The organism is Cardinium endosymbiont of Dermatophagoides farinae, from assembly GCF_007559345.1.
GTDB lineage: Bacteria > Bacteroidota > Bacteroidia > Cytophagales > Amoebophilaceae > Cardinium.
In genome coordinates, this window is record NZ_VMBH01000001.1 from 1021614 (window position 1) to 1036037 (window position 14424).

9 protein-coding genes and 1 pseudogene are annotated in these 14424 nt (G+C 36.4%); 4 read left to right on the plus strand and 6 right to left on the minus strand.

Going from position 1 to position 14424, the window contains the following annotated elements; genetic code table 11:
- Window positions 1-21: 21 nt before the first annotated feature.
- Window positions 22-1668, plus strand: coding sequence for an AAA family ATPase (locus FPG78_RS04820; protein WP_144086859.1), 1647 nt, complete (start codon window positions 22-24; stop codon window positions 1666-1668).
- A gap of 32 nt (window positions 1669-1700) precedes the next feature.
- Here the strand turns inward: FPG78_RS04820 and FPG78_RS04825 are convergent, their stop codons facing one another.
- From FPG78_RS04825 to FPG78_RS04845, 5 genes are all read right to left on the minus strand, one after another.
- On the minus strand, window positions 1701-2285 hold the full coding sequence (locus FPG78_RS04825) for a lipoprotein signal peptidase (RefSeq protein ID WP_144086860.1): 585 nt from the start codon (window positions 2283-2285) through the stop codon (window positions 1701-1703).
- A 10-nt stretch (window positions 2286-2295) separates the two neighbouring features.
- The gene (locus FPG78_RS04830; RefSeq protein WP_144086861.1) at window positions 2296-2907 is read right to left on the minus strand and encodes a signal peptidase II; all 612 of its coding nucleotides are present in this window, start codon (window positions 2905-2907) and stop codon (window positions 2296-2298) included.
- A 44-nt stretch (window positions 2908-2951) separates the two neighbouring features.
- Window positions 2952-3707 (minus strand): DUF6048 family protein, encoded by a 756-nt coding sequence (locus FPG78_RS04835; protein WP_144086862.1) that lies wholly within the window; start codon window positions 3705-3707, stop codon window positions 2952-2954.
- Window positions 3688-4233 (minus strand): hypothetical protein, encoded by a 546-nt coding sequence (locus FPG78_RS04840; protein WP_144086863.1) that lies wholly within the window; start codon window positions 4231-4233, stop codon window positions 3688-3690. Before FPG78_RS04840 ends, FPG78_RS04835 begins: the two co-directional genes overlap by 20 nt.
- 308 nt (window positions 4234-4541) lie before the next feature.
- Window positions 4542-6035: an AAA family ATPase gene (locus FPG78_RS04845; protein WP_144086864.1), complete on the minus strand. Its 1494-nt coding sequence runs from the start codon at window positions 6033-6035 to the stop codon at window positions 4542-4544.
- Between the two features lie 720 nt (window positions 6036-6755).
- Here FPG78_RS04845 and FPG78_RS04850 point away from each other — a divergent pair.
- On the plus strand, window positions 6756-8294 hold the full coding sequence (locus tag FPG78_RS04850) for a DUF1609 domain-containing protein (protein WP_144086865.1): 1539 nt from the start codon (window positions 6756-6758) through the stop codon (window positions 8292-8294).
- 485 nt (window positions 8295-8779) lie between these two features.
- Window positions 8780-9610, plus strand: coding sequence for an ankyrin repeat domain-containing protein (locus FPG78_RS04855; protein ID WP_144086866.1), 831 nt, complete (start codon window positions 8780-8782; stop codon window positions 9608-9610).
- Window positions 9611-9826: 216 nt separating this feature from the next.
- On the opposite strand, the pseudogene uvrA reads toward FPG78_RS04855, so the two are convergent.
- Window positions 9827-12681: pseudogene (gene uvrA, locus FPG78_RS04860) on the minus strand (excinuclease ABC subunit UvrA).
- A 277-nt stretch (window positions 12682-12958) separates the two neighbouring features.
- Here uvrA and FPG78_RS04865 point away from each other — a divergent pair.
- Window positions 12959-14419, plus strand: a complete 1461-nt coding sequence (locus FPG78_RS04865) for a mechanosensitive ion channel family protein (protein ID WP_186292469.1) — start codon at window positions 12959-12961, stop codon at window positions 14417-14419.
- Window positions 14420-14424: the final 5 nt, after the last annotated feature.

The window sequence follows — 14424 nt, forward strand, 5'->3', positions numbered from 1 at the left end:
ACTACCAATCTATAATTACTTATGAATAGATTACATGCACTTCCTATTGGTTATTCAGACGTTAAAGCAGTCATTGAAGCAGGATACTATGTAGATAAAACCCAGTATGCACAAACATTAATAGAAAAAAGAAATCCTACCTTCATAGCCAGGCCACGTAGATTTGGGAAGTCTCTGTTTATTGATACACTGGCTACTATTTGTAACGGAACGCAAGAAGTGTTTAAAAATTATCATATAGGTAAACCAGAAAATGGGTATCAATGGAAGAAATATCCGGTAATTAGACTGGATTTTTCTAGATTAACCAATGACACACCTGAGTTATTACAATTGTCTTTAGAAGACGCATTGACAGAAGTTGCTTCAACATATAGGTTAACACTTAGAGGTCACTCGGTTAAAGCAAAGTTTTCCAATCTGGTCACAGATATGACCCAGTTAGAAAATAACTATGATCCTAAAATAGTAGTTCTTATAGATGAATACGATGCACCGATTATTAATCTAACAAAAGGATCCGACCTAGAAAAGGCCAATATTAAAGTCATGAAAGATTTTTTTATGACTTTAAAATCGCTCAACAAATATTTTCAATTTACTTTCATCACTGGAGTAAGTAAATTTAGTTTATCCGATGTATTTTCTGGTGCCAATCATTTAAGCGATACAACGATTGATAAAAGTGCAGCTGCAATGTTTGGGTATACTAAACAAGAGTTATTAGAAGTCTTCTCCGATCGTATAGCCATGGTGGCTGATATTTGGAGTGAAGATCAGGCTCAACCAGTGACCCAAGAGATTGTCATGCAAGAGATCGCTAGTCATTATAATGGTTATAAGTTTTATGAGAAAGGTCCTTCGGTTTACAATCCTTGGTCTACGCTTCATTTCTTTAAAGAGGGAAAAAAAGAAGACTACTGGTACGAATCAGGTAGCCCCACCCTACTCATTAGCCAAATGCTAGCAGATCCTAATAGATTTGACTTAGATGCACTACCCATTGATGCCTACAGGCATCAGTTAATGTATACCGGTAGTAGGAGTGAAATTAGTTTAAAAGCACTGATGTTTCAAACCGGATATCTAACTATAGATAGCTATGAACCATCTACAGGCGTTTATAAGCTCAAGTTTCCTAATCAAGAAATAGAAAAGGCGTTTAAGCAAACCATTCAAGATACTTTAGAACGACGCGCCAAAGACTATTTTCTATCAAGCCAAGACCAAATCAAAATCGCGTTACAAGCAAAAGACATTGAGTCGTTTATCATTGCTATTAATATAGCCTTTGCTAGTATTCCTTACTATATAACCAGTAAAACAGAAAAGGATTATCATAGTAACTTACATATGTTGCTATATGGTTTAAACTGTTTAGAGGGGGTTCATAGCGATATGGCTAGTGAGTCTCCTTTTAGCAAAGGCAGGGCTGATATTGTGCTAACGATTGATAGCATCGTCTATATTATAGAGATCAAATATAAATCGAGTGGCAAAGTAGCCTTACAACAAATTAAAGATAATCGATACTATACCTCTTATTTATGGAAAGCCAAAGAAATTATATTGTTAGGTATTAACTTTGACCAAGAAACGAAATGTATAGATAGTTGGGCACATGAAATAGTAAACAGAGCAGCACTCAGTAAGCAGATGAATAAGTAAAATTAAAACATCTTTTCAATCCAGGCCAAACACTAATCCTTGGTACGATCAGTTGAATGAAATAGGCATAAAATAACGATTAACCCAGCAGATACCGCTACATCAGCTATGTTAAAAACAGGCAAGCAATATACATAATAACTGCCCCAAATAGGGAGCCAACTAGGCATAAGGCCAGACCAAAGGTCAATATGCAACATATCAATGACCTGACCATAAAACCATTTCATAGGCGCGTCAACAGGGGCGTTATTCAAATAGACACCATAAAAAATGCTATCGATGCTATTGCCAATCGCACCTCCTAAAACCAAAGCCCACCCGAAGATCCAAGCAGCAGATGCATTTTTTCTTATAGATTGAATGATATACCAAAAGATATATAAGGAAGCAAGCATACGAAACATAGTAATCAATAGCTTGCCATACTTAAAACCCAAATGGATGCTAAAAGCCATTCCTGGATTTAAAGTATAAGTCAGCTTAAAAACATTTCCCAAAAGATTGATTTGCCCCTCTGTTCCCATTTCCATATGAGTGTAGACCCAAAGCTTAGATGCTTGGTCTACAATAATAATCAATAATACAATAGAAAAATATTTTATAAATTGTTTCATATAGAGAAATTTACACGATAGGATTGGTTGCTTGCGCCTTCTTTTTCCATATAGGTAATGGATTCAAAGAGAAAAAAACAAAGGATAATCCCACAAAAATAGCTAGATCTGCTATATTGAAAATAGGTAAAACGCAGACCTCTTGCCCCCCCCAAATAGGTACCCAATTGGGTATAACACCAGACCAAAAATCAATATGGAGCATATCAATTACCTGGCCATGGAACCACTTCATAGGGGCTATATCGGGTACATTATTTAAATAAATACCATAAAAAATACTATCAATGGTATTGCCAATTGCACCTCCTAAAAGGCATACCCATCCCCAAATCCAAACAGAAGCCCCCTCCTGAACCAATGACCGTATAATATGAACCGCAATATATAGTGAAGCAAAAAGACGTACCAAGGTGATCAATAGCTTTCCATACTTAAAACCAAATTGTAACCCAAAAGCCATGCCATAGTTTAAGACATAGGTAAACTTAAATAGATTGCCAAGGATTTTAATGTGGTGTTCTGGACCTAATTGCATATGGGTATAAACCCAAAGCTTGGATCCTTGGTCTGCAAGAATAATCAACAACAATGCTAAAATGTATTTTACATATCGCTTCATAACAGAATAACGTCTAATGTACGCTTATACAAGATTAAATAGGGTTAAGTTACGCTTTTTTGAGAAAAATAGTGCCCGCAAACTTTATCGCTTTTCTGGAGCGGAATGCGCAATAAAATATACAAACTATAGCCGAAAGCATGATCAAATTCTGCCAATCCAAAACCTGGAATATCAAATGGAAAAGCATGTAAATCATTTTCTATTTTTTTACTGAATTTGTAACGGGCCGTACAACCAATAGATACCATACCAATCAGATGTGCCTTTCCACCTGCCACTATTTCCCACCAATGGGCTATTGCAGCACCACCGCTATGCTGCAATGCAATAGGTACAGGCTTACATTCTAGATCACAAGGTTTATCTGGCAGATGGTTGCAGTATAACTTAGTACTTTTTAATTGAAAATCAAAAAAGCTTCTAGCATAACGCAAGCCTATAAAAAACTGATTGTGATGGAGGGCAGGTGTTAAAAAATTATAATCTAAGCCTACCCTAAAATATTTACCATAAGCAGCTGCAAAGGAGCCATTATGCTGCCTGCTATCGCGTTGAATTTGTCCCCATCCATAGCCTGCACTCAATAAGATGCGGCTACAATCAATAGACCCATGGATTTCATAAGCAGGGCCTGTTTTTTGGCACCAACCCATACAAGTTTTGGCTAGATCTAAACCAATATACCAGGTAGTAGGCCAAATACTAGTGATGGATGGCTTATCTTTAGCCACTACATGCTCAGGGATAGCAGCAGCACACACCACAACAAGTAATAGTTTAATAATACAACGTAACATGCGGTTTCTCTTTCTCTTTCTCTTTTTGTAAGGGAACTGGGTTGTTAATGGTAAACTCTTTTAAAATAGCGCTTTTATTATGCTTCGTACTAAATTGTATATGCTTAATCCTATATTCTATTTGAAGTCCTCCAGCTAAAGGAGAAATCAGGTGGCGTATAGGCTCATAGCAAATGGTAACTTTTTGATAGTAGCGTTGATCTGTGCTTTCTAGCTCAAAACTGACTTCATCGACAGCTGGGTCGAGCGGTATCAATAATTCATTTGTTAACGAAAATTTTTTATCGCTTTCTGTAACGATTGGGTGTTTTATAAAATGCAAGTCTAAAAGTCTAACGCTACCCAAATCTTCTACTACCCCAGGGACCTGTTTGTCTTTTTTTATCTCAAATTTAATCTTTACCTCATACCAATATGTAGCTTCCCAGTTTTTAAAGTCCTTACATGACCAGAGGCCCAATAGGCAAAAGGGTATAAAAGCTTTCCGGAAATATTGGAGCAGGACAAGAGCAATAGAAGCAAACATGTAGAAAAAAAGTTACAAATAATGGTTAAAAGGCTGTAAAAAGCCTGAACCATCCCGCATATCATAAGGCATTGTTATCCTAAGACCTTCTTCAAAACCTATTTGTGATCAGCAGTTTTTAGGAGAAGCGCAGTCGAGCACCGCAGCATACTAAATGTATTTGAGGAGCATAGACAAGCTTCGACACCTAAATTGCCATTTAGCAATAGGTTTTCCAGAAGGTATTTACTTTTCACGCTAATAAATTTACGCCTTAAAGATATAGCAACCAAATAGACCATAGGAAACGCTACATTACCAAAGCATCGCTATTTTTTTAAGTCTTTCTTATGAGGCAATTTTTTATCATTTGATTGAACAGACGGATCTGCTTTAGGGTGATAAGGTGCATACGCTTGTTTTACATCAAAAGTGGCCATTGTACTACCTGAAATTTCATTGATCAGCTTTTGGTATTTTAATGCATCTATATATTGATCGATCACGCTGAGCAAGACACGAACCCCTTTCAAACCTATACGGGCATCTTCTGCTATAATGGCATCTATTACATGTTGACTGAGCATCGCTCGATCTATACCTTTTTTAGCAATCAGTTGATCCACATAAACGGTTGCAATGGCTTGCTTCTTTTCAGGGGTAAAACCTTGATCAAAACGAATGATTTTCACCCGACTTTCTAAGGCTGCTGCCTTATCCTCCGTCAAGGTTTCTGTAAAGGTTTTATTGGCTATCAAAATAATTTTCATCTGGGAGATATCAGGGGACGCATGATCATAACGAGCCAAAGGCATGGCCACTTCTTGTGCTTCTAAAAGGGTATGCAAAAAACTATATACCTCTGACCCATTCTTGGATACAAAATTTTTATTTTTACCCATGGCTAGCGCTTTATCAATTTCATCTAATAGGACTATCTTATTCGACCAGTTCGGTCCCTGATTAGGGGCTCCTATCAACAGATCTGCTATTACCCCTTTTTCAGGATCAGATGAATAAAAACTGTTGCCATGTACATTTTTATACTTAGAAAGATCAATAGATTGTACAGGAAGCTCCAATAAAGCGGCCAACTGCTTGGCCAAATAGGTTTTTCCCGTTCCGGGCGGCCCTACAAACATAATTGGTGTCAATTTTTTAGCCAATCGACTGCTTTTGGCATCTTCAACTATAGCTGCAACAAATGCACCAATAGCCAGACGAACCTCCTCTGGATAGTTACGCATAAATTGGTGTATAGCGCTTATATCAGGAACAACCTGCTTAGGCCCTATTGGGAATTGCAATATCTCTCTGATAACGTTGGCACATTTATGCTCAACATAATCACATCGTTGTATCCACCAGATATATTGACTTAATACCTGTTCTGTAAAACTTTGGATACTTGGCGAAAAGGTATGTTTTCTGGCTTCATACAGTTTTCTGAAACCCATAGCTTCATTCAGCCTAGGACTGAAGGAAGGAAAAAATAACATAGAGAGCGCATGTCCCATAGCTTTAAGTGGATCGCTAGCTAGATTGCTAACTAGAGGGGCAATTAAAGTAGATAATTCAAAAGGTTTGCTGGCTAAGTGATGCAGGCCAAAAACCAAACCAGCTGATAAACATAGTTGTCCAGTAGAACGAAATAATTCACCCATTTGCTCTTTTACAAAAGGATTCTTTCTACAGTTTTTCCTTTTACTTGGCTTCTTCTTTGAAGCAGTTTTGGCAGCAGTAACCTCTTGACTAACATCTACCTTATCTATATTGTTTTTTGGCTTTGCTTGAAGCGGCATTACTCCAAAAGTGGCAAACATGGCAACTCATAAATAGGCTTGCTTAAACAACCGGGTAAAATAACAACGAGTAGATTGGAATAAATCATTCATTATAAATAACAGAATTTTAATCAATAAAGATGCCCAAAAGGAAAAGTTTTCTGAAATGCCTTGGCATAAGGCCGCAATATAAAGAATTTTCTACGTGTATAATAATGAAAGGTAGTTGGGATTCTAAATTTAGGAGATGTAGCAATACATTAGCAGAGATTTTAGACCATTCTGACCATTTTATAACTAGGACAATAGCGTCAGAACTGCTCCGTATCTTAACTTTTGTTAAAGAAAACGGATTATTTATGACTACAACCTCTATGCTACAGTTTCTTTAGGAAAATATGACTGTGTTTCTGCTCGCTTTAATACTAAACTGGTAATTTCAACTTGTTTTATTTGCTTTTTAATAAAAAATTTCTGAAACTTGCATGGTATTTCTTATGCGCTGTACAAATCTTAATATTTTTATTTTTTTCATTCAATTTTATCCAAAGGAAGTATAGAACCTTAATAGCTTACGGCAGGTATCAAAGTTTAGAACATTATGCGAAATGTTGTTTATCACACCTGTTAATCAGTTAAGCAACGCATCTATCTTAATATATCGACTGTTATTTTGACACTGGATTTTCAGGCCAATCGCAATATCTTATCAAGATTCAAAAGTTTTCAACTATCATTAATTTAATTTCATTTTATCCAATGTACCATTCTTTACGATTACTAAAGAACAAACTTTCTAATAATCTTTTCTGCTCTTTTCTGCACTATTTCTTTTTTGCATGCCTTATATACGGATGCAATGCGAAAAATATTAAAAATAATGTTGCTAACCAAACTATTGAAGAGACAGGAAGCCTATCTCTCTGTCAAAGTGGTTCAATAGATGATAAACAAAACAGTGAAGAAAGTGAAATAGACAAAATTATAAACATAATTTATGAAGGCCTGAAGAATAGAGTCATCAGTAATGAAAAGAACTGGCAACGTGTATATAGAATTTTGGAAAAAACATATGGTCACAGAAAAGATACCCTATTACATATTATAGCCCAACGTGCAAGAGAAATAATGGAACCTCAAAAGCAAGTTCAAAATCTAGAACAAGCTCAAAAGGAAGTTCAAGAGCAAGCTCAAATAATTTTGAAGAAATTATTTTCCATATTTCCGATTAGAATGACCAAAAAGGACAATAATTCTGATCCAGTAAATCCATGGAACAAAATAGATGAACTTTTTAATAGTGAAAATATTGATGGACGTACATGGTTTGACATAGCAATATTCAATCAATTCTTCATCGAATTGGTATTCATGCAGCTACAAGAATATAAATCCATGTATGCTATAAGAGCACGTACACTAGAAGATGCTATTAGGGTTGCAAATAGAAGGATTCAAAAATTGAAGAATAAGCAGAAACGTACAAATACTCAAGATCCTGAAGATAAGAAATGTATCAAACATATTGAAGCTAGTATTCAAGTAATACAAAGTTACATCAATAATCAAGACCCAAAGACTCATCAAAATAAGCTAGAAGAACAAACTTCTCAAAAAGAACAAAAAACAAAAGCTACTACTCAAGCAATAAAAAATTCCACCGATAATAAAGATCAAAAACCCCTTCAAGAGGCATTAAAAGAAGATTTTCAAAACAGGGGTTTTAACTTTGCAAACTGTGTAATACGGTGGGAGCAAGCAAAAGAAAAACAAATAAGAAATTTTGACCTCCGCAAGGGAAAAAACTACAGCAATCTTTCTGCAAAAGAAATCTTTTTACACAAGGATTTCCATGACTTGAAGCCTGCAGCGTTTTTACTTTGTGCGCCAGATCGTCAATCTTACTTTTTTAAGATTTCGGATTTGCCAGACGATACCTGCCAGTACGCCTATGCGACTTACAGTATAAATGGCGAAATTTACCAAGGTAAAATTGAAATAGCCACCGATAAAAAAGATCCAAGCATTATTTTTCACCTTATGTTTAATCAAAATCAAGAGGATCAAATAAGGAATTTTTTTGCATCTATAGTAGATTTTAAATTTCAGGACTTGTCAAATAATGAAGAATCTAGGCAGTCGTGTAATAAGGATTCATTTGAAATAACAAAACAAAGGGATGCGTACGTCATTACCATGGATATTTCTAGTGGTAGTTCTACCAAGCCACCTCGTAGAAAACTTGCCATTCATCGGAAGTATCCTTCAAGCTATGTCAAGACTTCTGCTTCATCTTAACTCGAGCTTTAATCCACTGGGAAAAAAGATACTTAACCGAGATCTGGTTATGTCCATTCTATCAGCAGCATAGTCCACTTATCTTCCATCTTCTTTTACCTTAAAAAACATGCCATCCATAAAACCAATTGGATAAACTGATTGAATAGGGCGGTTGTGCCATTCATTTTGCTATATCAATGTCTAATAATTTCATATTATTAAATATTTGCATTAAATTAACTTGTCTTGTTAAGCATTTTTGTCTATACAGACTTGAATGGCCAACGAGCTATTCAGTTTTTAGGATGAAAGAGCTTGGGGACCTCCAGAACGGTATCTAATGCCAGGTATCTAATGCCAAGAGAAGTGCGACCTTATTTCAGCTCCTTAATTTAAGACAATCTTATAAAATACAAACGTACTACTCACATTAGTCGGTAGCATAATAATTTTTATGAAATAAAGAAATATTAATTTACTTAAGCAGTATACATTTTACTACCATGAATAATAAAAAAGCTAGAATAAATATAATTGCTTATTTATACTGCAAATTAATCATCAGATTAAGTTTAGGTTCATATTTAATACTGATTACTGCTTGTAATAAACTGGCCGGTAAACTTCATGGACTAGAGGAACCGCATAAATCGCAAGCCTCGCATAATATTGAACATAACTGTATAAAAGAACCCTTTCCAAAAAAAGAAGACATACATAAAAAAGATTCAACAGGTCGTACGGCTTTACATCAAGCAGCTCAAGATGGCAATATAGAGTGCATGGAGTTCTTATTAAAGAACGGGGCTAACATCAATGCGCAAGATCATGATGAAAACACACCTCTTTATTATGCAGCAAAATACAATCAAATAGATGCAGTAAAATGCTTAATAAAGCACGAGTGTGATGTCAATATTGCAAATGAATTTGATAATACCCCTATGCATATAGCATCCGGACTAGGGTACTTGGATATCGTTAACCTATTACTGCAGGCAGGTGCTGAAATCAAAAGAAATGATAAGGGAGACACTCCTATACATACGGCAGGTCGATCCAAAGAGGTTCAAAAGGCAATATATGAATCTTTAACGGAAAGATATAAATCTTTAAAAGTAAAAGAGAAAGAAGAGTGTAGTATATGCTTGAAGGCTATATACCCTGATAAGCTGCTATTTATAACTAGCTGCGCCCATTATTTTCATGAAGCATGCATAGGAGACTGGATTAAAGATTTAAAAAATGAAAATAAGGAAAAAACTTGCCCTAATTGTAGGGCAGTGATAGAATCTGGCTATACTAATGGCGAAATAATATTTTATGAAAAATGAATTTTTATGTTATTTTTTCTTGTCGTACGTTTGTATTATAAAATAATCTTATTAAGGAGCTGGAATAAGGTCGCCTTGGGTTGGGCTGGTGTGGGTAGCAGATTCCAGAGATAGGAACTAAAATGTTTGTAGTATGATGGCCGCAGCATACGAGCAACTTATAAAAACAATTGTAATACAGTTCCTTAACCCCCTGCCATATGATTGAACAGATAGCTATAACCCCAACTCTTTTTTTAAGAAATAACCAGTATGGCTCTCCGGTACCATTGCAACAGCTTCTGGGGTGCCTTCCGCTACTAGATACCCTCCATTGGACCCACCATCGGGGCCAATATCAATCACATAGTCTGCTACCTTTATAATATCCATATTATGCTCTATAATCAACACCGTATTGCCTTGATCAACTAACTTTTTTAACACAGATAACAGCGCTAGAATATCTTGAAAGTGCAAACCGGTACTGGGCTCATCTAAGATATAAAGGGTATCTCCCGTACTTTTTTTGGCTAATTCTGTGGCCAACTTAACCCGTTGTGCTTCTCCACCTGATAAAGTAGTAGCATGTTGCCCTAAGGTAATGTATCCGAGCCCTACCTGTTCTAGGGTGCGGAGCTTAACCAGTATAGATGGATGGCTTTCAAAAAAAGGAATGGCATTAGCAACCGTCATATCTAAAACATCGGCAATAGATTTACCTTTATATTGCACTTCCAATGTTTCACGACTGTATCGCTTGCCTTTACAACCATCACAGGTTACATATACCTCTGGTAAAAACCCCATTTCTATACGCTGAATGCCAGCCCCTTCACAAGCATTACACCGGCCTTCTTTTAGGTTAAAAGAAAATCTTCCTGGCTTATACCCTCTAATTTTAGCCTCTGGCAAGAGGGCAAAAAAGCTGCGTATATCTGTAAACATACCGGTATAGGTACTAGGATTAGAGCGAGGGTTCTGCCTATAGGTGACTGACTGACCTCTATAACTTTATTAATATGTTCCAATCCAAGCGCTTCTGTATACGGCAAGGGTATTGAACGGCTGTTATAGAGATAGTTTTTAAGAATGGGCAGAAGGGTTTTACGAATCAACGAAGACTTTCCACTGCCTGACACTCCTGTTACGCAAATCATTACACCCAATGGAATGGTTAGGGTTATATTTTTTAAATTATTGCCACTACATGCTTTAATGGTTAAGGTTTTACCATTGCCTTGTTGCCGATGGGTTGGAAAAGAGAAGTTCCTTTTCTGGGTTAAAAATTCAGCGGTAATGCTAGGTCGTGCCAAAAACTCGACCAAAGAACCTGCTGCCACTACTTCTCCTCCACAAAGACCAGCTTGAGGCCCTATTTCAATGAGATAGTCTGCTGCTAGCATGATTTCTTTATCATGTTCTACTACAAGCACGGTATTGCCTATATCCCTAAGCGCTTTTAAAGCATCAATAAGCCGTGCATTGTCGCGTTGATGCAAGCCAATACTGGGTTCATCAAGAATATAAAGGACACCCAATAGCTGGGTACCTATTTGTGTAGCCAGTCTAATCCGTTGTGCTTCCCCTCCTGATAGGGTACTTAAGCTTCTATTAAGATGTAAATAATGCAACCCAACATCTATTAAAAACTGTAGTCGTTTGGAAATTTCTTTTATAATTTCATGGGCAATGATTTGCTGTTTGTCTGTTAACAGCGCAGGCAGTTCAGCAAACCATTTTTTGAGTCCATCTAAGTCCATTGTAACCAAGTCAGCAATACTTTTATCATTAATTTTAAAAGACCTGGCAATTGGGTTTAATCTAGTGCCTTTACAATCTGAGCATATAGCTGTATATACAAACCCATCTTCTAGGCTGCCATTCCGTGTAACGGTTTCACGTTCTTGTTGTTTAATCAGTGCAGTGACAATGCCTTCAAAAGGTTCCACACAATCGGCAACAAGGAGCGTATGATGTTTTGTAACATTGCCAAATAACAACAAATTCAATACAGCTGGAGGTAATGTTTCAACTGGATCCGTAATCTTACATTGGAAAAACCTGAGCAAGGCTTCTATTTTTTTAAAAAGTAAAGATCCTTTATAAGGTCCCAAGGGTAGAATGGCGCCATTTTGAATGCTTATGCTTTTATCTGGAATCACAGTATCCATATCTATTTGGGTCACTTCACCTAACCCATCGCAAGCAGTACATGCCCCATAAGGTGTATTAAAAGAAAAAAGATTGGGCTCCGGCGCATCATAGGCAAGCCCAGTTTCTTCATCCATTAAATAGGTAGAGAAGTAGTATTCTTTTTGCTCAGAATCTACTACCAATATGGTTCCTTTGCCATATTCTATACCCAATTGTAGTGCATTTTTGATACGGTCTAATGCCCTTAAGTCTATTAAAATATGATCTATAACCAAGGCAATGTCATGCTTCTTATGGCGGGCCAGCTTTAAATTATGAGTCAATTCGACAATGGAACCATCCACGCTCACCTTATTGAAACCCAGGTTGATAAAACGTTTGAGCAGCGCCTCATGCTGCCCTTTTCTACTTCTAACAACAGGAGCCATTAAGGTAACCCTTTTTCTAGAAAAGGTACGCAATAGATGGGCAAGGATTTGTTCCTCATTCTGTGTTACCATTCTGTTACCCGTAGTATAGGCATACGCATCGGCTATTCGCGCAAAAAGCAAACGCATAAAGTCATAGATTTCTGTAGTCGTCCCTACAGTAGACCGTACATTGCGATGGCTTGTTTTTTGTTCAATGGCAATAACAGGACTTAACCCATTTATTTTATCTACTTCCGGCCTAGTCAAGCTACCTAAAAAACCCCGTGCATAAGCGCTAAAACTTTCCCTATACCGCCTTTGCCCCTCTGCATTTATCGTGTCAAAAGCCAAAGAAGACTTTCCACTACCACTTACACCTGTAATAATAACCAATTGATTGCGTGGAAAAACTACATCAATATTTTTTAAATTATGGGTTCTTGCACCCAAAACTTCCACATAATCAAAGCCATAACGATCTTGGCAAGTTTGATGGGTCTGTTTCGTATCGATTTTATCTACCATATAACTCAAGAAATTTAACCAGCGACAACAGCAAATGGGAAATATAAAAATTTGATTTCCATAACTTTAACCTATTCAAAATTTTAAACATCTTTTTTTTGTATAAAACGAAAGATATAGCTTAATTTAGCTGGAAAATAAGCCAGATGCAATCAGCATAAATAATATAAACATGAACAGCACCCATCGATTTTGTGTCATTCTAAGTAAGATAACAACCTATTTCTTCCTACCAGTAAAACAAATAGGCTACATTATTTTATTTGTATGCGGATCTATGCTAGCACCGATTATAGCAGCAGCACACAACAGACGCATAGATGACCTTAAGATCAATTTGAGTTCTCCATATGATACCGTATATACCCATTTTATGCTTTTAAATCCTGGTAATAAAGCCGCTGAACATGTAGGCACTGTATTTCTACATGGAGAAACATTTAACAAAAAAAGCAAAGAAATGGCTATTAAGTTAAAAAGATTACTGACCCTTAAAGGGATCAATATTGAAACCATACCCAAAGATCCTAATTACATGGATCCAACCATCAATGAAAATAGATTTATTTTGTCTAAAAAGCTACCAAAAGTGTACTTAATTAAAGAAGGTGAACAATGGCGTTACAGCAAAGAAACACTAGACTTTATCAGGGAATATGAAGTATCTGACAGATTACACACGCTTTTATATTACTTTTTACCTAAAACATTTTGTAAAAAAAAGATATTAAACCTTGCCATTTGGCAATATATTATGCTGATAGGCTTAGCCATGATTATTTGGCTCACCCATAAAGTTATGCCTTATTTTTTGAAGCTTATGGTATACAAGTTTATAGGTAGCAAAAAATCATTTGCTATGGAACGGTTGCTTATGCTGGTGATTAGCATGTACTTCTTAAAAAGTGGCCTGACCATGTTCCAATCTGAGTCTTTACCCTCTTTTATCAATCGGGTCATAGAAGGTGCCATTTCTTTTGTATGGATGTGTTTGGCCTATGAATGTATCAATTTGATGCAATATAAAATAAAAATTGCCAAGAAACATCATAAGTTTATGATTCATATTTTGCCTCTTTTTAGCATAACGGCTAAAATCATTGTAGGGATTGTTGGATTGGTACAAACAATTGATAACCTTGGATTTGAAACAGGTTCCTTAGTACAGGCGCTCTCTTTTAGTACACTTGGTATTGGTTTGGCTTGCCAAGATACTATTAAAAATCTATTTGGATCATTGATGATTACGATGGACCGGCCTTTTAGTGTAGAAGATGAAATTGTTTCCGGAGGCATTCGTGGCAAAGTAGAAGAAGTGGGTTTACGCTCGACCTTACTGCGTACAAAGGAGGGTTCTTTGGTTTACATACCCAATGCAAAACTGGCTGATGCCTATATCGATAACTTTGGCAAAAGAACTTCTCGAATGGTTTCCCTAGAAGTGCCACTAAGCTATACGACACCTTTGGAATTATTACCAAGATTTATACAGGGATTACGAGAAATTGCCGCATCTCAACCATTGGTAGAGCCGGAAAGAACAAAGATATACTTTGATAAAATGAACGAAAACGGATTTGTAGTCATTTTTACTTTCCATTTGGATACCACTGAAAGCAATATAGAATATGCATGTAAGAATAGGGCCATACCGCTTATCTTAAAACTTGCCCACCAACTCAACATACGTTTGGGCAACGTACAATACATTACGCATATAGAAGCACTGCATCGATAAGAAAG